This window comes from Saccharothrix sp. HUAS TT1 (genome assembly GCF_040744945.1).
Taxonomy (GTDB): domain Bacteria; phylum Actinomycetota; class Actinomycetes; order Mycobacteriales; family Pseudonocardiaceae; genus Actinosynnema.
In genome coordinates this window covers 2,543,751-2,565,369 of the sequence record NZ_CP160453.1, presented here as the reverse complement: position 1 = coordinate 2,565,369, position 21,619 = coordinate 2,543,751, and the positions used below count along the sequence as shown (strand labels likewise).

Sequence of the window (21,619 nt, the reverse complement as noted above, 5' to 3'; positions counted from 1 at the left end):
GCGCCCGATCCTCGTTACCCCGCCAGACATGGTCAAGACCTCCGTGGGAGCGCTTCCTCGCAGGTCGGAGTTACGGTCTCGACCTTGGTTCCCGGTTTCCGGAAGTGAAACTCATTCACGTCACGCAGCGTGTCGGACCAACTACTTGACTCCGGAGTAGGTAGTGGGTCAGACTCGGTCGCGGTAAGCAAGGTCCACTCAGGACTCTCCCCGCCAAGTCCTTGCCACGCTGGAAGAGCACACCATGTCCCCGAGGTCTCCCCTGTCCCGTCGCGCCTTGGTCCTCGCCGCGACGGTCGCCCTCACCACGTCCGGCGCGGTCGCCCAAGCCGCCGACAACCCGTACGAACGCGGACCGGCTCCGTCCACTTCGAGCATCGAGGCCACCCGCGGGCCGTTCGCCACCAGCCAGACCACCGTGTCGTCGCTGAGCGCGCGCGGCTTCGGCGGCGGCACCATCCACTACCCCACCAGCACCGCCGAGGGCACGTTCGGCGCGGTCGCCGTGTCGCCCGGCTACACGGCGAGCCAGTCCAGCCTGTCCTGGCTCGGGCCGCGACTGGCCTCGCAGGGCTTCGTCATCTTCATCATCGACACCAACTCCCGCTACGACCAGCCGTCCTCGCGCGGCGACCAGCTGCTGGCCGCGCTGGACTACCTGACCACCAGCAGCAGCGTGCGCAGCCGCATCGACCCGTCCCGCCTCGGCGTGATGGGCCACTCGATGGGCGGCGGCGGCGCGCTGGAAGCCACCGAGGACCGACCCACCCTGCAGGCGTCGATCCCCCTCACCGCGTGGAACACCACCAAGACGTGGTCGACCGTGCGGACGCCGACGCTGGTCGTCGGCGCGCAGGACGACTCGGTCGCGTCGGTGACGTCGCACTCCGAGCCGTTCTACACCGGCCTGCCGTCCACTCTGGACAAGGCGTACCTGGAACTGGCGGGCGCGAGCCACTTCGCGCCGAACTCGGCCAACACGACGATCGCCAAGTACAGCATCGCCTGGCTCAAGCGGTTCATCGACGACGACACCCGGTACGAGCAGTTCCTCTGCCCCGCGCCGCGCGGCACGGCCATCTCGGAGTACCGCGACACCTGCCCGCACTCGTAGCCGGAAAGCGCTTGCCAGAGTGATTACCGGTGCGTTACCTTCGGGATCTGGGAACGCTCCCAGAACCTGATCGGCGAGAGTGCTGAAGTTCCCGTAACGCGCGGCGGGCGTTACGGGCACACGGGCCGCCGTCGGCGTGGTGGGTCTCAACGACGAGACCGCCGCACCGGCGGCGGCCCTCGTCGTGGGCCTAGCCGGCGGACACGCCCCGGTACGGCAGGGTCTGGCTGTAGACGATGTTGGTGGTCGTGCTGCCGAAGCCGGTCAGGTCGTTGACCACCTGCTCCAGGTGCGCCATGGACGTCGCCGCGACCTTGAGCGTGTAGCAGTCGTCACCGGTGGTGCGCAGGCACTCCAGGATCTCCGGGCGCTCGGCGAGGAGCGCGTGCAGCGGCTCGTGCCGGTTGCCGGGGTACTTCAGGCGGACGACGGCGAGCACCGCGTAGCCGACCCGGCCCAGGTCGACCTCGGCCCGGTAGCCGGTGATGACGCCGGTCGACTCCAGCCGGCGGACGCGTTCGGTGGTGGCCGAGGCGCTGAGGTTGACCCGGCGGCCCAGCTCGCTGAGCGCGATCCGGCCGTCGCGCTGCAGCTCGCCGAGGATGGCCCAGTCGGTCGGATCGAGACTTGCGGTCATCGGCCGATATTACCGGGGAATCCACGGCTTTCCAGGCTTCAGACCGGTGGGATTCTCTTCAAGACGGGCGGTCGGCGGCCTAGTGTTGGCGTCGTGCAAATCGGTGTGAACGTGCCGAACTTCGGCCCTGGGACCTCACCGGAGGTGCTGCGGCGGTGGGCGTTGACGGTCGAGGGGCTCGGCTTCGACCTGTTGATGGTGTCCGACCACGTGGCGGTGACGCCGGACGTGGCCGAGCAGTACCCGGCCCCGTTCTACGAGCCGTTCACCGCGCTGGCGTGGCTGGCCGGGGTGACGTCGCGGATCAGGCTCGGGACCACCGTGCTGGTGCTGCCGTACCGGCACCCGCTGCTGGTGGCGCGGATGGCGGCGAACCTGGACGAGCTGTCCGGCGGGCGGTTCGTGCTCGGCGTCGGGGTCGGGTGGGCGCGGCAGGAGTACGAGGCCCTGGGCGTGCGGTTCGCCGACCGGGGCCGGTTGACCGACGAGGGGCTGCGAGTGCTGCGGTCGGCGTGGGCGGACGCGTCCGACTACCGGGCCGGGCGCATCCCGATCTGGGTCGGCGGGCACTCCGACGCGGCGCTGCGGCGGGCCGTCCGGCTCGGGGACGCCTGGCACGGCCTGCGCCTCACGCCTTCGGCGTTCCGGGAGGCGGTGGGGCGGTTGGGGTCCATCGCGGAGGCGGAGGGGAAGCCGTTGCCCGCCTTGACCCCTCGCATCCTCTTGAACATCACGTCCGACGAGGTCGGGCCGGAGCGGCGGTTGGGCGAGGGGACGGTGGACCAGGTCGTCGGCGACCTGGCGGAGCTGCGCTCGCTCGGCGCCGAGGCCGTGGTGCTGGACCCGTTCGTCGGCGATCCGCAGGAGACCGTTCACCCCGAAGTGGCATGGCAGGCGCTGGCCACCGTGCGGAAGGAGTTCCGATGAGCTTGCGCAGGGCGATCGAGCTGGCGACCGAGGCCAGGGAGGCGGGCAACCCGCCGTTCGGCTCGTTGCTGGTGGGGCCGGGCGGCGAGGTGCTGGCGGAGGAGCGCAACACCAGCGTGACCGACGGCGACATCACGGCGCACCCGGAGCTGAAGCTGGCCCGGTGGGCGGCGCGGGAACTGGCGCCGGAGGTGGCGGCCGGCACGACGATGTTCACCAGTTGCCAGCCGTGCGGGATGTGCGTCGGCGCGATCGAGCGGTCCGGGCTGGGCCGGGTGGTGTACGCCCTGTCGACCGAACAGCTCAACGCGTTGAAGCCGGGCGGCGGCTTCGCCCCCGTGCCGCAGGAGGGGCCGTCGTTGCTGGAGGAGGCGAGCGCGGCGGTGGCCGGTTACTACCGCTGACGGGTGTTCCCAGTGCTCAACTCGGGTGTTCCGAACGTTGGACTCTCGCGTTCTGAGCGTTGGACTCTCGCGTTCTGAGGGTTGGACACGCGCGGTTGGGGGTGTGGGCGGGGCCGATCGGGTGACTGTCCGGAACGAAAAAGCTTCGTCCGGACATGGGGTTCACAGATTGTGCCCGGTTCGCTACCTTGGGATCTGGGAGCGCTCCCAGTCCCTGTAGGCGGCACATCCTCAACGTGGAGGACACACACATGACCTTCCGACGCGGTCTCCGCTCGGTAATCGGCGTCTTCAGCTCGGTCCTGGCGGTCCTCGCCGCCGGCCTCGTGGCCCTGGTCGGCACGTCGGGCGTGGCCAGCGCTCACGGCTCGGTCACCGACCCGCCGTCGCGCAACTACGGCTGCTACCAGCGCTGGGGCAGCGACCACCTGAACCCGAACATGGGTCAGACCGACCCGATGTGCGCCCAGGCCTGGAAGGCCGACCCGAACACGATGTGGAACTGGAACGGCCTGTACCGCAACGGCGTCGGCGGCAACCACCAGGGCGCCCTGCCGAACGGCCAGCTCTGCAGCGGTGGCCTGGCCGAGGGTGGCCGGTACCGGTCCCTCGACGCCGTCGGCGCGTGGAACGTCGCCAACAAGCCGCGTCAGTTCACCCTGACGATCACGGACCAGGCGAGGCACGGCGCGGACTACCTCCGCATCTACATCACCCGCCAGGGCGTGAACACGGCCACCACGCCGCTGCGCTGGAGCGACCTGGAGCTGGTCACCTCGACCGGCCGCTACGGCACCACCGGCCTCTACCAGGCCCAGGTGAACGCGGGCAGCCGCACCGGCCGCCACGTGGTGTTCACGATCTGGCAGGCCAGCCACATGGACCAGGCGTACTACCTCTGCAGTGACGTGAACTTCCAGTAGCACCGGGCGGTTCGCGAGGCAGTAGCGGAAGACCGGCGCACGGGTGCGGTGGACCACCAACCACCGCACCCGTGCGCTTTCCCCGGTTCAGCCGGGGAGGTTCGTGGTGGCCCAGAACGCCTCGCCGTCGCCCGCGACCTCGGCCGCGTCCGGGCTGTGCGGCAGGAAGGCCGACTCGCCGCCGGCCAGCGCCACCTCTTCGCCCGCACGGCGGACGGCGATGAAACCCCTGGTGCACAGCAGGAGTTGAGGCCCGTCGCCGGGCAGCAGGGCCCCTGGCCGCACGCGGTGCAGGCGGAACTCCGGGTCCGGCGTCCGGTAAGTCCTCAGTGGACCTTCGCCTTCACCGTCGAGCACGGTGGCGGGGCCACTGCTGTGGTCGACCAGCGCCAGCACGGCGCGCACGTCCACCGGCTTGGTGGTCAGCCCGGCGCGCAGCACGTTGTCGGAGTTCGCCATCAGCTCCACGCCGGTGCCGCGCAGGTGCGCGTGCAGCACGCCCGCGCCGACGTGGACGGCCTGGCCCGGCCGCAGCGTCACCGCGTTGAGCAGCAACGCCGCCACCACGCCCGCGTCCGCCGGGTAGACCTCGGCCAGCGGCGCGATGTGCGCGAGCGCGGGCACGCGGGCCGCCGCGCCGGCCACTTGGACGACCAGGTCGGCGTCGGCCGTGTGCAACGCCCAGCGCAACGCGCCCCCCGTGTCGCCGACCGACAGCGCGGCCCGCAGCGGCGCGAGTGCCGGGAGGTCCAGCACGTCCAGCAGCGCCACCGCGTCGGCGGGGTGGCGGAAGCCCGACAGGGTCTCGAACTCGGTCAGCGCGAGCAGGACCTCCGGCTTGGCCCGGTCGTCGCGGTAGCCGTGCTCGGCGAACCCGACCGCGGCCTGCTCGCGGTCCGGGTGCACCTGCAGCGACAGCGGCGCGTCCACGGCCAGCACCTTCAGCAGGAACGGCAGGCGCGGGCCGAACGCGGCCAGGCTGCGCGGGCCGAGCAGCCCGGCGGGGTTGGCGGCCAGGTGGGCGTCCAGCGGCACGCCGCTGCCGGCCAGCCGGGACGGGTCGTCCGGGTGCGCGCCCACCCACAGCTCGGCCTGCGGCGCGGCGCTCGGCGACGGCTCGCCGAGCAGGTCGGCGAGCGCGGTCCGCGAACCCCAGTGGTACTCGCGGATGACGGTGTCCAGCTTGCGCACGGCGTTCCCTCAGATCCGGGCGGGCACGGACGGGGCCCGTTCGTCGGCGAGCAGGGCCGCCGCGCCGATCAGGCCGGAGTCGACGCCCAACGTCGCCGGGCACACGTCGACCCGGCGCATGAAGTCCAGTCCCGCGTGGTCCGCGAGCGGACCGGTGACGGCGGGTTCGAGCAGGTCCCACGCCTGCGCCACACCGCCGCCGATGACCACGCGGTCGATCTCGCACAGCGCGGCGGCGACCGTGATGACCTGGGCGACGGCCGCGCCGCAGCGGTGGAACGCCGCCCGCGCGGTCGGGTCGCCCGCCCGCGCGGCGGCGGCCAGCGCGACGCCGTCCGCGGCGCCGCCCGGCGGCTGCCAGCCCTGCGCCAACGCCCAGCGCACCATCGACGGCCCGCTGGCGACGGCCTCGGAGCAGCCGTTCGCGCCGCAGCCGCACGGCGGGCCGGCCGGGTCGACCACGAAGTGCCCGACGTGGCCCGCGTTGCCGGTGACGCCGAAGTGCGGCCGGCCGCCGAACACGAACCCGCCGCCGATGCCGGTGGACACGACCATGCCGAGCAGGCACTCGCTGCCCCGGCCGTTGCCGTGGTGGTGCTCGGCCAGCGCCATGCACAGCGCGTCGCCGCCGAGCCGCACCGGCAGGCCGGGCAGCAGGTCGCCGACCCGCGCGGTGATCGGGAAGTCGCGCCAGCCGGGGATGTTGACCGGGCTGATCGTGCCGGTGCGCAGGTCCATCGGGGCGGCCGAGGCGATGCCCGCGCCGAGCACGACGCGACCGGCGGCGAGGGCGAGGAGTTCGCCCAGCACGCCCGCGAGGCCGCGCCAGACGGTCTCGGCGTCACCGGCGGGCGTCGGCGTGGTGCGGCGGGCCACCACGGCGCCGTCCACCCCGACCAGCGCCCCGGCGAGCTTGGTGCCGCCGATGTCGACGGCGACCGCGACCGGGTCGATTGCTTGCCCCATGCGACGTAGTTAAGCGGTTAAGCACAGCCTCGTCAAGGGGTGGCGATACTCTAGCGACTACCTGAACTGAAGCGGTTCACCTGAGGAGTGCGACGACGCCCGTCCACTGTGGACGGGCGTCGTCAGCGGGGAGGTCAGAGGTGCCGCTCGATCTCGGCCAGCTCGTCGGCCTCGAACGCCAGGTTCGCCGTCGCGGCGACGTTGTCCTCCAGCTGCTTCACGCTCGAAGCGCCGATCAGCGCCGACGTGACGTTGCGCAGCACCCACGCGATGGCGAGCTGCGCCAGCGTCTGCCCGCGCCGCTTCGCGACGTCGTTGAGCGCGCGCACCTTCGCCAGCGTCGCCTCGGTCAGGTTCGCCTCGGACAGGAACGGCGACGCGCCCGCCGCCCGCGAGTCGACCGGCACGCCGTCGAGGTAGCGGTCGGTCAGCACCCCCTGCGCCAGGGGCGAGAACGCGATGCTGCCCGCGCCGACCTCGGCCAGCGCGTCCAGCAGCCCGTCCTCGACCCACCGGTTGAGCATCGAGTAGGACGGCTGGTGGATCAGCAGCGGGGTGCCCAGCTCGCGCAGCACCCGCGCGGCTTCCAGCGTCTGCTCCGCCGAGTAGTTCGAGATGCCGACGTACAGCGCCTTGCCCTGCCGCACCACGGCGTCCAGCGCGCCCATCGTCTCCTCGATCGGAGTCTCCGGGTCCGGCCGGTGGTGGTAGAAGATGTCCACGTGGTCCAGGCCCAGCCTGGCCAGCGACTGGTCCAGCGAGCTGATCAGGTGCTTGCGCGAGCCCCACTCGCCGTACGGGCCGTCCCACATGTGGTAGCCGGCCTTCGTGGACACCAGGACCTCGTCCCGGTGCGCCCGGAAGTCCTCGGCGAACAGCCTGCCGAAGTTCTCCTCCGCGCCGCCGGCGGGCGGGCCGTAGTTGTTGGCCAGGTCGAAGTGCGTCACGCCCAGGTCGAACGCGCGGCGCAGGATCGCCCGCTGGCCGTCCAGCGGCTTGTCGTGGCCGAAGTTGTGCCACAGGCCGAGCGACACGGCGGGCAGCTTGAGCCCGCTGCGACCGGACCGGCGGTAGGGCATGGCGTCGTACCGCGCCGAAGCGGCGTCGTAGGTCATCGGTGTCCCTTTAACGAGTGCTTTCCCGCGCGATGAGCGTGGGCCTGGGCGACCAGCGCTCGGCGACCTCGACGCCGTCGACCAGCTCCAGCACCGACTCGGCCACGCTGACGCCGAACTGGTGCACGTCGACGCTCATCGTGGTCAGGGCGGGCGACGCGAGGCGGCACAGCGACGAGTCGTCCCAGGCGACCAGGCTGAGCCGGTCGGGCACGGTGACGCCCAGCTCCTTGGCGGCGTTCAGGCCCGCGACGGCCATCACGTCGTTGTCGTACAGGATCGCGGTGGGCGGCTCGGGCGCGTTGAGCAGCGCCGTGGTGAGCTTGGCGCCGGACTCCTCGGAGTAGTCGCCCTCCAGCACCACGGGCTCGATGCCCGCCTCCGCGCAGCCTTCGAGCAGGGCGGCCGTGCGGGCGCGGGTGTGCAGCAGGGTCTCCGGGCCGCTGACCCGCGCGACGCGGCGGTGCCCGAGGTCGAGCAGGTACGCCAGCGCCTCGCGCACGGGACCGGCGTCGTCGGTGCGGACGGCGGGCACGGCCAGCTCGTCCGGCTCGCCGACGTACAGCGCGGGCAGGCCCATCTCCCGCAGCACGGCCGGGCGGTGGTCGTCCACCGTCCGGTTCACCACCACGACCGCGTCGACCACGCCGCCCGCCGCCCACCGGCGGTAGGCGGCGATCTCGGCGTCCTCGGTGGACACGATGTGCAGCAGCACCGAGCGGTCGCGCTCGGCCAGCCGCTCCTCGATGCCCGCGATGAACTCCATGAAGAACGGCTCCGCGCCCAGCAGCCGCGCGGGGCGGGCCAGGACGAGGCCGACGGAGCCGGTGGTCACGTGCGCACCGCGCACAGGCCGTTGGCCGAGCGCAGCACCAGCGGGCCGGTGAACGCCGACGGGTCGGCCACCTCGGTCGCGGTCCGGACCAGGAACGAGTGCGTCCCGCCGGCGGGGATCGACACCAGGGTGTCGTCCGCGACGGCGTCCGGCGCGACCCGGTCGGCCAGCACGGCGACGTCGCGGGCGAAGGAGGACGCGGTGACGTCCACCCGGTAGCCCTCGGCCACCCGGCGCACCTCGGCGGTCAGCGGCGCGGGGTCGTAGGACAGGTCGACGTCCTCCCGGAACAGGTGCGCGGCGCGCGCGTCGGCCGTGCTCACCACCAGCACCTCCCCCTCCGGGTCGCCCGGCGTGACCAAGTCGGCCGCCAGGTCGAGCCGCGCCACCGAACGGGCCGGCACGTCGAGCGGGAGTTTAACCGCCGCGAGCACGTCACCGGCGAAGGTCTGGCGCTCCAGGACGACTTCGCTGGTCCAGACCTCGTCGGTGTCGTTGACGGCGATCAGCGCGTCCACCCCGTCGCGCGGCTGCACGGTGAGCAGGCGGGGCGCGAAGGCGTGCTTGAGCGCGTAGAACAGCGGCTTGGGCCGCTCGTCGCCGTCGATCGCGGCCCACGAGGTGACCGGCCAGCAGTCGTTGAGCTGCCAGACCAGCGCGCCCGCCGTGCGGGGCCAGTGCGAGCGGAAGTGCTCGACGCCGAACGCGACCGCGCGGGCCTGGTTGAGCTGGGTCGCCCAGTGCCAGTCCTCGAACGCGGTGGGCGCGGGCAGGTGCGGCGCGAGGCCGCGGGCCAGCTTGCCGTTGCCGTCCTCGGCCTTCTGGTGCAGCAGGAACGCGGGCGAGGTCGGCGTCATCGGCTCGTCGTGCACCCACTCGGTGAGCGTCGTCCAGGTCGGCGGCCCCTGGAAGCCGAACTCCGAGCAGAACCGGGGCGTGGCGTCGCGGTAGTGCGCGTAGTCCACCCGGTTCCACACCTCCCACTCGTGCCGCGTGCCGTGGGTGTCCTCGTTCGGGTGCAGGTCGCCGGGGCTGTACGGGCTGCCGGGCGAGTAGTGCCTGGTCGGGTCCAGCTCGGCGACGATCGAGGGCAGCAGCTCGGTGTAGTAGCGCAGGCCCCAGCTGCGGCCCCGCAGCTGCTCCTGCCAGCCCCAGTCGGCGAAGCCCCACAGGTTCTCGTTGTTGCCGTTCCACAGCGCCAGGGAGGCGTGCGAGGTCAGCCGGGCGACGTTCTCGCGCGCCTCGGCCTCGACCTCCTCCCACAGCGGCGACTCCTCGGCGTAGGCGGCGCAGGCGAACAGGAAGTCCTGCCAGACCAGCACGCCGCGCTCGTCGCAGACGTCGTAGAAGTCCTCGGTCTCGTAGATGCCGCCGCCCCAGATCCGGAGCATGTTCATGTTGGCGTCGAGGGCCTGCTCGACCCGGCGGACCAGGCGGTCGCGGGTGACGCGGGTGAGGAAGTGGTCGTCTGGGATCCAGTTCGCGCCCTTGGCGAACACCGGCTTGCCGTTCACGACGAAGGTGAACGGGGCGCCGATCTCGTCCGGCTCGGTGTCCACGGTGATGGTGCGGAAGCCGATGCGGCGCTCGGCGCCGTCCACGTCCTCGCCACCGGACTGGAGGACGACGTGCAGGTCGTAGAGGGGGTGGTCGCCGTAACCCACGGGCCACCAGAGGTCGACCCGCGGCACCTCGACGGTCACCACGGCGGAGTCGCCCTCGACCCGGACGCGCCGCTCGACGCCGTCCACGGTGGCGATCGCGGTCAGGTCGGCGTCGGCGGCGGCGCGGTCGACCGCCACGTGCACCTCGACCCGGCCCGTGCCGTCCTCGTCCACCGTGACCAGCGGGCGGACCTGCGCCAACCGCGCCTCGGTCCAGCGCTCCAGCCGGACCGGCTTCCAGATGCCCGCGGTCTGCAGGTCGGGGCCCCAGTCCCAGCCGAACGAACAGGCCATCTTGCGGACGGCGTTCATCGGGTGCGGGTAGGCGCGGTCCCGCCGGCCCAGCGCCTCCTCCTGCTCCTCGGCGTGGGCGAGGGCGGAGCGGAAGGTGACGACGAGCTCGTTCGCGCCGTCCCGCAGGTGCCCGCGCACGTCGAAGCGGTACGAGCGGAACATGTTCGCGGTGCGGCCGAGCACGTGGCCGTTCAGCTCGACGGTGGCGACGGTGTCCAGGCCGTCGAACGCCAGCTCGACCTTCTCGCCGCCCCCGGCCGCCTCGGCCTCGAAGGTGAGGGCGTAGCGCCAGTCGGCGCGGTGCATCCAGGCCAGCTCGGTCTCGTTCGTGTCCAGGTACGGCTCGGGGATGAGGCCCGCGGCGAGGAGGTCGAGGTGCGTGCTGCCGGGAACGACGGCGGGAACCTCGCGGTCGGCGACGGCCGCCGGGACCGGCCCGCCCACCGCGCTCAGGCGCCACCCGTCGTGCAAGGTCGTGCGGATCATCGTTCCTCTTTTCCCGGCGGCGGTGGGTTTCTGCCGTGCGACCATCAAGGTATGGCGATTCTTACGCCAGCAACTAAAGTAAGTCAACGAGGTTCACCGCCAGAGAGGAAGACCACAAGTGGCAGACCTGAAGCACCTGCGGGCAGCCGGTGTGAGCCTGGTGCTCGACTTCTCCGGGGGCGCCCTGCCGCGAGTCCGCCACTGGGGTGCCGACCTGGGCGAACTCGATCCGGACGAACTGGGCGCGGTGCTCCTGGCGCAGGCGCCGCACCCCATCGGCTTCTCGGTCGACGGCGCGGTCGGCGTGGCCGTGCTGCCCGAGCAGTCGGCCGGGTGGCTCGGCACGCCGGGGGTGGTCGGCAACCGCGCCGGGCGGGACTTCTCGACCGCTTTCCGGGTGGTCTCGGTGGACGGCCCGGTCGTCCGGGCGGTCGACGAGGCGGCCGGGCTCGGGCTGGAGCTGGTCGTCGAGCTGACCCCGTCCGGGCTCGTGCGGCAGCGGGCGGTGCTGACCAACACCGGGTCGTCGGACTTCGCCGTGGACGCGGTGAACCTGACCCTCCCGGCGCCGCCGCAGGCCGTGGAGATCCTGGACTTCACCGGGCGGTGGGCGCGCGAGCGCAGCCCGCAGCGGACCCGGTGGACGCAGGGGCTGCGGGTGCGGGAGAACCGGACCGGGCGGACCGGCTATGACTCGGCGTACCTGCTCGCCGCGGGCACCGCCGGCTTCGGCAACCGGTCCGGCGAGGTCTGGGCCGTGCACACGGCCTGGTCCGGCAACCACCGGACGTTCGCCGAGCGGACCTACCACTCGGTGTCCCTGCTCGGGTCCGGCGAGCTGCTGCTGTCCGGCGAGGTCGTGCTGGGACCGGGCGAGTCGTACGCGTCGCCGTGGCAGTACGCCTCCCACGGGCACGGCCTGGACGAGGTGTCGGCGCGGTTCCACCGGCACCTGCGGTCCCGCCCGTCGCACCCGACGACACCGCGCCCGGTCGTGGTGAACACGTGGGAGGCCGTGTACTTCGACCACGACCTGGACCGGCTGAAGGCGCTGGCGGACGCGGCCGCGGCGGTCGGCGCGGAGCGGTTCGTGCTGGACGACGGCTGGTTCGGGTCGCGGCGCGACGACCGGCGCGGCCTCGGCGACTGGTACGTGTCGGACGAGGTGTGGCCGGACGGGCTGGGGCCGCTGACCGACCACGTCACCGGGCTGGGGATGCAGTTCGGCATCTGGGTCGAGCCGGAGATGGTCAACCCGGACTCCGACCTGGCGCGGGCGCACCCGGACTGGATCATGGCGGCGGGTGACCGGCTGCCCGGTGCGGCGCGGTCCCAGCAGGTGCTCGACCTGGCGCGGCCGGAGGCGTTCGCGCACGTCCTGGAACGGCTGGACGACCTGCTGTCCGGCTACCCGGTGTCGTACCTGAAGTGGGACCACAACCGGGACCTGGTCGACGCGGGCCACCGGCCGACCGGGCGCGCGGGCGTGCACGGGCAGACGCTGGCGGTGTACCGACTGCTGGACGAACTGCGCCGGCGTCACCCGGACGTGGAGATCGAGTCGTGCTCGTCCGGTGGCGGGCGGGTGGACCTGGAGATCCTGGAGCGCACCGACCGGGTGTGGGTGTCGGACTGCATCGACGCGCTGGAGCGGCAGTCGACGCAGCGGTGGACGAACGCGCTGATCCCCTTGGAGCTGATGGGGACGCACGTCGGCGCGGGCACGTCGCACACCACGCACCGGCAGCACCCCATCGACTTCCGCGCCGGCACCGCGCTGTTCGGGCACTTCGGCATCGAGTGGGACCTGACGGCGGCGTCCACCGCGGACGTGGAGCGGCTGGCGTCGTGGGTGGCGCTGTACAAGTCCCTCCGGCCGTTGCTGCACAGCGGGGTGGCGGTGCACGGCGACCACCCCGACCCGGCGATCGAGGTGCACGGCGTGGTGGCGGAGGACGGTTCGGACGCCGTGTTCGCGATCGTCGCCCTGGAGACCTCCCAGTACTACCCGCCGGGCGCGGTGCGGCTGCCGGGCCTGTCCGCCGACCGCCGCTACCACGTGCGGCCGCTGGCGCCGGGTGACGTCCCGGACGGCAACGCGCACGACTGGGGCGTGGCCCTGCCTTGGTGGCGACCGGAGGGCGTGACGCTGCCCGGCCGGGTGCTGGACACGGCCGGCGTGCAGGCGCCGGTGCTGTACCCGGAGCGGTTGGTGCTGGTGCGCGCCACCGCCGTGTAGCGCAGTAGTCGAATGCGAGTGCCGCACACCTGAAGGCGTGCGGCACTCGCGTTTTATCCCCCTTTTGCGCCGCCGAATTGCGGTCCGCCGTCCACTCGCCACTGCCACCATGGGCCTTGTGGATCAAGAGGGGGTACTTCGGGCGTGACGCGGGAGATCGTCTGTTCGTTCGCCGAGCTGGACGCGGTGGGCGACGCGTTGCGGCTGGACGTCCGCCGGTTCCCGTTCACCATCGGGCACCACGGCGTGACCGTCGAGGAACGCATTTCACTGATAACGGCAGTTCACCGCGACCTGGTGGCGCGCGATCTCGTGCGCGGAAACGACTTCGCACCCGAATTGGTCGAGCAATTGCACCTGTTCGCCCAGGCGCCGCTCACCATCGCGGTGGTCGGCGCCATTCGGGACGCGCCACTGGTCGCCCTCGCCGCCACGGATGGTCGCAGCGGCGTGCTCGCGGTCCAGCGGGACGAGGCGGTCGCGTTCCACCGGCACTCCCCGGACACCGTCGTGCGGGCACTGCTGGGACTGCTGCCCGAACTGCGCCCCGGCCCCGGCTCCCCCGTCGTCGTGACGACCCCCGCGCCACGGGCCCCGGATGAGGACTTCTCACAATTCCGCTTCACGTCCGGAATGCGCCCCGCCGCCACCGCCGACTCCCTCGCCGCGGAAATCGTGCGCCGCCCCCGCCTGGGCGCGGGCTACTTCACCGCCACCGCCCGCCACGGACGCCGTGAGGCGGAACTGGGCACCATCAGCTACCTCGACACCGATGCCGGCCGGTACGCGGTACTACCGGGCACCGGCCCGGACGGCCGCCCGACCGCCACTTACACACCCGCGGACCGCTGGTCCCTCGAACGCATGCTGACCCGCCTTACGAGTGAATTCGGAGGCGGAGCCGGAACTGCATGAGCACAACTGCTGTCGGACCCGACATCACTTGGGAGAGGGTGATCGCTGTGGAAGGTCTGATCAGGGGGGTCAGCGGCATGAACGCCGCCGTCTCCGACTTCGGCGCCGCGGTCGCGGCGGGCTTCACCGTCAGCACGACCGGAGGTGAGGCCCTGCTCCGGGCCATCGAGATGATCAACTTCGACCTCGACCGGGCAGCGCAGGCCACCGGGCGGCTGACCCAGGAACCGCCCTTGGGCACCACGCCCGCCGCACAGGTCTACAAGCCGTTCCTGGCCACCATCGCCTCGGACCCGGTCCAGGGGTTGGAGGCCGCGCTGAAGCAGTTCAGGAGCGATCTCGACCGGCTCGGGGAGCAGGTCCAGGAGGCGATGAAGCTCTACGACACCGAAGACCAGGACGTCGCGAAATCCGTCACCGACACCGGTGGATCGACGCTTTCCACCTGAACACCGAGGAAGAACCCGTGAACTTTCGGATGGCCGCAGTCGGGCTGGCTGCCACGTTCCTCGCCGTCACGGCGTGCGGCGGGCCGATCCAGGGCAAGCCGTCGGCGAACGTGGGCGGCTCACCGTCGACCTCGACGGGCAAGACCTCGACCACCACCGGTAGCGCGTCACCGACGTTGGAGGACGCCGACCCGTGCGAGCTGCTGACCGTGGCCGAGGTCGAGCGCGTCGCGGACAAGCTCGCGGACGAGCCGGCCCGCAACGACCTCGGCACCGCGCGCGGCTGTGAGTACAACGTGAACGGACGGCCCTTGTCGGTCGACATCCGCACCAACGTCGGGTTGGCCGGGGTCAACCCGACCGGCCCGGTGACTGACCACACCATCGGTGGGCACGAGGCGAAGGTGTGGGTTTCCCCTTACGGGAGCTGCTTCTTCATCTTGGGGGTCACCGCGTCATCGCGGGTGGACGTCGTGTTCACGGCGAAACCCGGCGAGGACTCGTGCGGCTTCGCCAAGCGGCTCGCCGAACTGGTCGAGCCGAAACTGCCGTAGCCGTCCGGGGAGGGACAACAACGATGAACCAGGGAACACCGGGAAGACCGTCCTCCTACGAAACGGACGGCTCCGAGCACCGCTCGGAGGTCACCACCGGTCGGGAGTTCGACGAACGGGTCACCCAGGAGCCTTCGCAGACCCTCGGACCGTTCAACCCCGTCGTGGCGTCACTGCTCAGCCCCGGCCTGGACGGCGGCCTGCTGGACTCGCGGGTTTCCCAGCAGGGCGGGACCATGCTGAAGCGCTCCGCACCGCCCCAGCCCCGGGTCGACTACCTCAGCATTCCCCATCGGGAGCTGTACGAAAGCGTGAACATCGACGCCAACCCCGGCGTCGTCGGCGAGAACAGCGATGTCTGGACGAAGTTGGGCAACAAGCTGGTCGAGTTCGAGGATGTCATCGCCAGGGCGATCACTGCCAGCGAGTCTTATTGGACGGGAGACGCGGGGGACCGGGGTCGGCAGGCCATGGCCGAGATCGGCCGCAGGTCGGCGGGAATGGGAGCTGCGGCGCAGGTGGCGGGCACCCTGTCCGCACAGCAGTCGGATGCTCTGACAACGGCAAAGTCGAACGTGCCGCTGCCCCCTGCCGAGCCGTTCAACGTGGAGGCGGCGAACCGGCGGCTGATGACCATCACCGACCCGATCGCCTACGCGATGCAGGCGGAGGCGGATCGGGCTGAGTTCACCAAGCAGCGGCGGGAGCACATGGAGGCGGCGCTGGCGGTGGAGGCGTACGACCGGACGGTGGCGCAGACGGCGGCGGCGCAGCCGGCGTTCGCGCCGCCGCCGGTCGTGCCGCCACCGCCACCGCCTCCGCCGCCGCCGATGCCTCCGCCGCCTGACCAGCCGCCCGTCCGGCCGCAGCCGGGTCGGCCCGGGCAGCCGTTCGGGACCGCGCCGGGTGAGCGCGCGGTCGTGCCGCCGGTGGTCGGTGGTACGACCGGTGTCGCTTCGGTGGGTCCGGGGGATGGTGGGAGTGGTGGAACTGGTGGGACGACGGGCACCAGTGGCACTGGGTCGGGTACGTACACGCCCTCCGGGGGGCGGGATGGGCACGTAGGTGGGACTGGGGTCGGTGGTCGGGATGCCTTGGGTGTGCCGGGGCCGGGTGGGCTCGGTGGAACGGGCGCGGGGCGGAACGGGCGGGGTGGGGGCGGCTTCGGCAGAGGGGTCGGAGGTGTTGGCGGTGTAGGTGGCGCTGCGGGAGGTGGCGGTCGGGTGCCCGGTGGTGGGCTGCCCGGTGGCGGGTTGCCGGGGTCCGGGTTGGCCGGAGGGGCTGGGTCGGCGGCGAAGGGGTGGGCTGCGGGTGGCGCCCACGGTGAGGCAGGGGCACGGGGTGGTGGTCGGGCGGGTGTGGGCGCCGGGATGCCTGGCATGGGGCCGATGGGTGGGCCCGCCGCGGGCCGGGGCGAGGAGGACGTTGAGCACCAGTCGCCGTCCTACCTGCTCGAACCCGACGCCGAAGCCCTGTTCGGCAACGACGAGGCGACCGCGCCGCCGGTGATCGGCGACTGGTCCGGCCACTGACGGCGCTGCGCGGCAGGTGCTGGGCCGGTTCGCGGGACAACGGTCTGGTAGCGCTCCCAGAAAGTGGGCTACCGTCGGTCACCCATGCCGGCGGCGTTCTTGCACCGCCCTGACCGATCAGGGAACCCCGTGAACCGTCGAACCACCCTGGCCGCGGTCGCGGTCGTGTTGTCGGTCCTCACCGCCTGCGGGACGGGTGAGCCGGAGTCCGCGCCGGCCACCGGCACGACCACCGCGCCGCAGTTCGGTCCGGTCAAGGGCGGTCCGCTGGACGGCGCCGACCCGTGCGCCCTGCTCACCAAGGCCGAGGCCGAGCAGGTCACCGGCGCGCAGACCGCCGAACCGGCGGTGGAGCAGTTGGGCGCGGCGAAGGTGTGCAACTTCTCCCCCGAGAAGGCGCGGCTCGGCGTCGGCATCCGCACCTCCACCGGGCTGGACGCCGTGCAGTCGAACGGCAACCCGGTCGACGAGATCACCATCGGCCGCCACCGGGCCAAGCAGGCGGTGGGCGCGACCGGCAGCTGCGGGATCTTCATCGGGGTCACCGACTCGTCCCGGGTCGACGTGGTGCTGAACTCGGGCAGCCCCGACGAGGACCCGTGCCCGGCGGCCTTGCGGGTCGCCGAACTGGTCGAGCCGAGGCTGCCCTAGCGGTCAGCCCGCCAGCCGCACGACGACCGCCGCCGGGGCGTCGCCGGAGTGGTGGACGCGCAGCACCCCCCTCTGCGCGTCCCACCCGAAGGCCCACGACGGCGACGCCACCGGGAACACCGGCGACGCCGCCACGTCCCGCCCGCGCAGGTGCGGCACCGGCAGGTCGACCGCCGCGGTGGCGTCGGGCAGCCGCCAGACCGTCACGTAGCTGTTCCCGGCGGCGCGCAGGCCCTGCGCCAGCCAGGGACCGACGTGGTCGGCCAGCCCGAGCGGCCAGAAGGGCGTCGAGGTGGCGATCTCCGGCCGAAGTCCCTTGTGGACGGTCACGGCCTCGCGCACCAGCGCCCGCTGCGCGTCGTCCATCAGGTCGACCCGCCCGGCCAGGTAGAGCCGGCCGAGCACGCCGGTGGCCAACGTGAACGCGGCCTCGTCCGGCGACATCCCCGGCTGCGCGCACGCCCAGTTGCCCGCCTGCTCCGGCAGCACGGAGGCGGGCGCGGCGGCGGCGATCGGCGGGTACAGCAACGGGTTCTGCTGGTCCGAGGTGGACTGCAGGTGCAGCCGGGACAGCATCGCGTAGTCCATCCGCATGGCGCCGGACGCGCAGTTCTCCAGCAGCAGCCCCGGGTGGCGGGCCAGCACCGAGTCCAGCCACGCCAGGTGCGCCCGGTTGTGCCCGAGCAGGCCGTCACCGGGCGCGAGACCGCCGACGTCGGTGCCGGCGCCGGGCATGATGTTGTAGTCCAGCTTGACGTACCCGATGCCGAACTCGCGGACCAGCCGGTCGACCACCTCGTCCACGTGCCGCACCGCGGCGGGGTGGCGCAGGTCGAGGTGGAACCGGCCGTGCTCGCCGACCCGCGCGCCCTGGCGCTGGAAGAACGCGTCGTCGGGCAGCGACCTGGCCGGCGCCGACCGGATGCCGACCACCTCGGGCTCCAGCCAGATGCCGGGCACCATCCCGCGTTCCCGGATGCGGTCGGCGACCTCGCCGAACCCGCCGGGGAACCGGGTCCGCGACGGCTGCCACTCGCCGACGCTGTCCCACCACTCGCCGTCCTCGGCGTACCAGCCGGCGTCGACGCAGAAGTAGTCCGCGCCGACGTCGGCCGCCGCGTCGACGAGCGGGAGCAGCTTCTCCGTGGTCGGGTCTCCCATCAGGGTGTTCATGTAGTCGTTGAAGACCACCGGCAGCTCGGGCGCGCGCCGGTCGCGCAGGGTCGCCCGGCGCTGCCGGGTCAGCGCGCCGAACGCCTCGTCCACCCCGCCGGCGGCGACCGCCACCGACACGGGCACGGTGGTGAAGCCGTGGTCCTCGGTCACCACCCGGCCCCACTGGTGCTCGCCGTCGCTCGGCCCCAGCAGCGCCAGGTACGCGCCGGCGACCGTCTCGCCGACCTCGAAGTGCCACGCGCCGTTGTGCTCGATCTGCCACGCGAGCGCCCAGCTGTCGTCCCGCGCCACCAGCACGCCGGTCGGCAGGTGCTCGCCGGTGGACCACGAGCTGCGCGACGTCAGCGCGAACCGGCTGCGGGACGCGTGGTGGTGCGCGGTCGGGTCCATCGCCACCAGGCCGGCCTCGCGCAGCGGGGTGCGGTGCCAGCGCGACTCGGCGACCCAGTCCGAGTCGGCGTGCACCAGGTCCACCTCGTCCACCGACCGACCGGAGTCGACCAGGAACGCGCCGGTGGACAGCGACGTCACGGCCTGGACGTGCACCGGCCCGCCCTCGACCGCCACCTCCGTCCACGTCCGCACGGCGGGCACGCCGGCCACGCCCTGGAACACCGACGACACCACCAGGCCCGTCACCGGGTCGTGCTGCACGACCCGCAGCTCGTCGGTGGACGCCACGTGGTCGCGGTAGCGCAACCGGGCGCCGATGGTGGTGTCCGCGTAGCGGTGGCTGCCGGGGAACCGGCCGTGCCCGAGGGCCTGCACCTCGACCAGCGGCACGCCGATCCCCTCGACCGGGCCGTCCGGCCGCAGCGAGAGCAGGCTCACCGGCCGGTCCTCACCGCCCGTCAGGACGAGCCGGATCGCGCCCGTCGACCAGGTCACCGTCATGTGGCGACCTCCTCCCACGCACCGGTGTTGTGGTCGTAAGCGGCGGCGGAGCCGGCCCGTTCCACGTCGGCCGGGTCGATCTCGACGGCCCGGCCGCGCGCCTCGGGGTTCGGCGCGGCGGAGGCCAGGATCTTGGTGTACGGGTGCTGCGGGTTGAGGATCACCTCGTCGGCCGGGCCCCGCTCGACCACGCGCCCCTTGTAGAGCACGAGGATGTCGTCGGAGAAGTGCCGTGCCGTGGCCAGGTCGTGGGTGATGTAGAGGACGGCCAGGTCCTCCTCCCGCTGCAGGCGCGCCATCAGGTTCAGCACGCCCAGCCGGATCGAGACGTCGAGCATGGACACCGGCTCGTCGGCCACCACGACCTTGGCGCCCGGCGCGAGCGCCCGCGCGATGGCCACCCGCTGCCGCTGGCCGCCGGACAGCTCGTGCGGGCGGCGGCCGGCGACGTCGCGGCCGGGCAGCGACACGCGGTCCAGCAGCCGCACCACGTCGTCCCAGCCGTGCGGCTTGCCGTGCAGCTTCAGCGGTCGCGCCAGGTGGTGCTCGATGGTGTGGAACGGGTTCAGCGACGCGAACGGGTCCTGGAACACCATCTGCACGTGGTCCCGGTACTGCCGGTCGGGCACGCGGGCGCCGTCCGGGCCGGTCACCGCGATGGAGCCGCCGCTGGGCTTCTCCAGCCGGGCGATCATCCGGGCGATGGTCGACTTGCCCGAGCCGGACTCGCCGACCAGCGCCACCGTGCGGCCGGGGGTGAGGGTGAACGACACGTTGTCCACCGCGCGCAGCCTGACCCGCCGCAGGCCGACCCGGACGTGGAAGTCCTTGACCAGCCCACTCGCTTCCAACGCGGTCATCGGGTGCCTCCGGGCGTGGTGGGCTCGCCGGAGCGGACGAACGAGCCGCGTTCGCCGGTCAGGCTGGGGAACGAGTCGAGCAACTGGCGGGTGTAGGGGTGCTCGGGCCGCTCGAACATCTCCTCGGCGGTGCGGTACTCGACCACCTCGCCCTCCTTCATCACCGCGATCCGGTCGGCGAGTTCGAGCAGCAGCGGCAGGTCGTGGGTGATGAACAGGACGGCGAAGCCGATCTCGTCGCGCAGCCGCAGGATCTCCCGCAGGATGCCGCGCTGCACGACCACGTCCAGCGCGGTCGTCGGCTCGTCCATGATCATGACCTGCGGGTCGAGCAGCAGCGCCATGGCGATCATCACCCGCTGCCGCATGCCGCCGGACAGCTCGTGCGGGAACGAGCCGAGCCGGCGCACGTCCACGCCGACCAGCCTGAGCACTTCCTCGCACTTGGCCCTGCGCTGCGCCTTGGTCATCTCCGGGCGGTGCGTGGTGAGCACGTCCTCCAGCTGCGCCCGGATCGAGATGACCGGGTTCAGCGCGTTCATCGCGCCCTGGAACACCATGGACAGCTTCGACCAGCGGAACTCGCGCAGCTCGCCGGGCGTCAGCGCGAGCACGTCGACGTCGTCGCCCTCGCGGTCGTGGAACGTGACCGAGCCGGTGGTCACCTCCGCCGGGGGCCGGTGCAGCCGGTTGACCGCGTAGGCGAGCGTCGTCTTGCCGCAGCCGGACTCCCCCGCCAGGCCCAGGATCTCGCCGCGCCGCAGCGTGATCGACACGTCCTTGACCGCGTGCACCGGGTTCTCCACCTGGTAGACGACGGACAGGTTCTCGACGGTCAGCACCACGTCGTCGTCCACCCGCGCCGCGGGGTCCGGCGTCCGGGCGGCCTCGGCCTCGCCACGCCGGGGCACGTCGCGCAGCTTGGGGTTGATGATCTCGTCGATGCTGAAGTTGACCAGCGCCAGGCCGCAGCCGAACAGGGCGATGACCAGGCCCGGCGGCACGAACCACCACCACGCCTCGCGTTGCAGCGCGAAGCCGTTCTGCGCGTAGTAGAGCATCGTGCCGAGGGTGGACGAGTTGGACGCGCCGAGGCCCAGGAACGACAGGCCCGCCTCGCTCAGGATCGCGTAGATCACCGAGAAGACGAACTGCGAGGCCAGCAGCGGCAGCAGGTTCGGCAGGATCTCGACCGTGATGACGCGCCACGGCCGCTCGCCGGAGACCCTGGCCGCGGCGACGTAGTCCCGGTTGCGCAGCGACAGCGTCTGGGCCCGCAGCACGCGGGCCGACGCGGCCCAGCCGGTGATCGCCAGCACCACCGCGATCGTCCACGAGCCGCGCTGGTCGGCGGGCACGAACGCGGAGATGACGATCACCAGCGGCAGGCCGGGGATCACCAGCATCACGTTGGAGAACAACGAGAACGCCTCGTCGACGTACCCGCCGATGTAGCTGCCGACGATGCCGAACAGCGCGGACAGGGCGGTCGCCATCACGCCGACCATCAGGCCGATGTAGAGCGAGCCGCGGGTGGCGTGCGCGAGCTGCGCCACGATGTCCTGGCCGGTGAGCGTGGTGCCCAGCCAGAACTCGCCGCCGGGCGCGGTGAGGCTGATGTCGCGGATCGTGTTCGGGTCGCCGACCAGGAACGGGCCGAGCAGGCCGAACAGGCCGATGAGGCCGATCAGGACCAGGCCGACGCCGAGCTTCGGCGACCAGCGCGGCAGCGTGGACCGCCAGCCGGCCCGGCCGCGCGGCGGCTCGACGGCGACGGCACTGAGGTTGGTCAC

General features: G+C 72.4%; 19 protein-coding genes. 10 read left to right on the top strand and 9 right to left on the bottom strand.

Features of this window, described 5'->3' with window-relative positions:
- Nucleotides 1-244 precede the first annotated feature (244 nt).
- The gene (locus AB0F89_RS12505) at nt 245-1,114 is read left to right on the top strand and encodes an alpha/beta hydrolase family protein (protein WP_367135673.1); all 870 of its coding nucleotides are present in this window, start codon (nt 245-247) and stop codon (nt 1,112-1,114) included.
- A 190-nt stretch (nt 1,115-1,304) separates the two neighbouring features.
- Here AB0F89_RS12505 and AB0F89_RS12500 read toward each other — a convergent pair whose 3' ends face one another.
- The gene (locus tag AB0F89_RS12500; RefSeq protein ID WP_367135671.1) at nt 1,305-1,751 is read right to left on the bottom strand and encodes an Lrp/AsnC family transcriptional regulator; all 447 of its coding nucleotides are present in this window, start codon (nt 1,749-1,751) and stop codon (nt 1,305-1,307) included.
- 93 nt (nt 1,752-1,844) lie between these two features.
- On the opposite strand from AB0F89_RS12500, the gene AB0F89_RS12495 reads away from it, so the two are divergent.
- The 3 genes from AB0F89_RS12495 to AB0F89_RS12485 all read left to right on the top strand — a co-directional run bounded on the left by AB0F89_RS12495 (nt 1,845) and on the right by AB0F89_RS12485 (nt 4,005).
- Nucleotides 1,845-2,678: an LLM class flavin-dependent oxidoreductase gene (locus tag AB0F89_RS12495; RefSeq protein WP_367135669.1), complete on the top strand. Its 834-nt coding sequence runs from the start codon at nt 1,845-1,847 to the stop codon at nt 2,676-2,678.
- Entirely contained in the window at nt 2,675-3,082 is a 408-nt protein-coding gene (locus AB0F89_RS12490; protein WP_367135667.1) for a nucleoside deaminase, read from the top strand. The genes AB0F89_RS12495 and AB0F89_RS12490 overlap by 4 nt, the downstream gene beginning before the upstream one ends.
- Before the next feature lie 251 nt (nt 3,083-3,333).
- Nucleotides 3,334-4,005: a lytic polysaccharide monooxygenase gene (locus tag AB0F89_RS12485; protein ID WP_367135665.1), complete on the top strand. Its 672-nt coding sequence runs from the start codon at nt 3,334-3,336 to the stop codon at nt 4,003-4,005.
- An 87-nt stretch (nt 4,006-4,092) separates the two neighbouring features.
- Here the strand turns inward: AB0F89_RS12485 and manA are convergent, their stop codons facing one another.
- From manA to AB0F89_RS12460, 5 genes are all read right to left on the bottom strand, one after another.
- Nucleotides 4,093-5,196 carry a mannose-6-phosphate isomerase, class I gene (gene manA, locus AB0F89_RS12480; RefSeq protein WP_367135663.1) on the bottom strand — a complete coding sequence of 368 codons (1,104 nt, stop codon included), beginning with the start codon at nt 5,194-5,196 and terminating at the stop codon, nt 4,093-4,095.
- A 9-nt stretch (nt 5,197-5,205) separates the two neighbouring features.
- Nucleotides 5,206-6,162 (bottom strand): ROK family protein, encoded by a 957-nt coding sequence (locus AB0F89_RS12475; RefSeq protein WP_367135661.1) that lies wholly within the window; start codon nt 6,160-6,162, stop codon nt 5,206-5,208.
- Nucleotides 6,163-6,296: 134 nt separating this feature from the next.
- On the bottom strand, nt 6,297-7,277 hold the full coding sequence (gene mgrA, locus AB0F89_RS12470; protein WP_367135659.1) for an L-glyceraldehyde 3-phosphate reductase: 981 nt from the start codon (nt 7,275-7,277) through the stop codon (nt 6,297-6,299).
- A gap of 10 nt (nt 7,278-7,287) precedes the next feature.
- The gene (locus AB0F89_RS12465; RefSeq protein WP_367135657.1) at nt 7,288-8,112 is read right to left on the bottom strand and encodes a LacI family DNA-binding transcriptional regulator; all 825 of its coding nucleotides are present in this window, start codon (nt 8,110-8,112) and stop codon (nt 7,288-7,290) included.
- Entirely contained in the window at nt 8,109-10,556 is a 2,448-nt protein-coding gene (locus AB0F89_RS12460) for a glycoside hydrolase family 2 protein (protein ID WP_367135655.1), read from the bottom strand. Before AB0F89_RS12460 ends, AB0F89_RS12465 begins: the two co-directional genes overlap by 4 nt.
- A gap of 118 nt (nt 10,557-10,674) precedes the next feature.
- Between AB0F89_RS12460 and AB0F89_RS12455 the strand changes: the two genes are divergently transcribed.
- From AB0F89_RS12455 to AB0F89_RS12430, 6 genes are all read left to right on the top strand, one after another.
- Nucleotides 10,675-12,795, top strand: a complete 2,121-nt coding sequence (locus AB0F89_RS12455) for an alpha-galactosidase (RefSeq protein WP_367135653.1) — start codon at nt 10,675-10,677, stop codon at nt 12,793-12,795.
- Between the two features lie 144 nt (nt 12,796-12,939).
- Complete coding sequence (locus tag AB0F89_RS12450) at nt 12,940-13,710, top strand: ESX secretion-associated protein EspG (protein ID WP_367135651.1); 771 nt, start codon at nt 12,940-12,942, stop codon at nt 13,708-13,710.
- 77 nt (nt 13,711-13,787) lie between these two features.
- The gene (locus AB0F89_RS12445) at nt 13,788-14,159 is read left to right on the top strand and encodes a hypothetical protein (RefSeq protein ID WP_367135649.1); all 372 of its coding nucleotides are present in this window, start codon (nt 13,788-13,790) and stop codon (nt 14,157-14,159) included.
- Between the two features lie 17 nt (nt 14,160-14,176).
- A complete protein-coding gene (locus AB0F89_RS12440; protein ID WP_367135647.1) occupies nt 14,177-14,713 on the top strand; it encodes a DUF3558 domain-containing protein in 537 nt (178 codons plus the stop codon).
- Nucleotides 14,714-14,736: 23 nt separating this feature from the next.
- Complete coding sequence (locus AB0F89_RS12435; RefSeq protein ID WP_367135645.1) at nt 14,737-16,245, top strand: hypothetical protein; 1,509 nt, start codon at nt 14,737-14,739, stop codon at nt 16,243-16,245.
- Between the two features lie 129 nt (nt 16,246-16,374).
- Entirely contained in the window at nt 16,375-16,896 is a 522-nt protein-coding gene (locus AB0F89_RS12430) for a DUF3558 domain-containing protein (protein WP_367135643.1), read from the top strand.
- 3 nt (nt 16,897-16,899) lie between these two features.
- Here AB0F89_RS12430 and AB0F89_RS12425 read toward each other — a convergent pair whose 3' ends face one another.
- Genes AB0F89_RS12425 through AB0F89_RS12415 form a run of 3 tightly spaced genes read right to left on the bottom strand, consistent with a single transcriptional unit; the run spans nt 16,900 to nt 21,619 of the window.
- The gene (locus tag AB0F89_RS12425) at nt 16,900-18,966 is read right to left on the bottom strand and encodes a glycoside hydrolase family 36 protein (protein ID WP_367135642.1); all 2,067 of its coding nucleotides are present in this window, start codon (nt 18,964-18,966) and stop codon (nt 16,900-16,902) included.
- Nucleotides 18,963-19,826: an ABC transporter ATP-binding protein gene (locus AB0F89_RS12420; protein WP_367135640.1), complete on the bottom strand. Its 864-nt coding sequence runs from the start codon at nt 19,824-19,826 to the stop codon at nt 18,963-18,965. The genes AB0F89_RS12425 and AB0F89_RS12420 overlap by 4 nt, the downstream gene beginning before the upstream one ends.
- Nucleotides 19,823-21,619: a dipeptide/oligopeptide/nickel ABC transporter permease/ATP-binding protein gene (locus AB0F89_RS12415; protein ID WP_367135638.1), complete on the bottom strand. Its 1,797-nt coding sequence runs from the start codon at nt 21,617-21,619 to the stop codon at nt 19,823-19,825. Before AB0F89_RS12415 ends, AB0F89_RS12420 begins: the two co-directional genes overlap by 4 nt.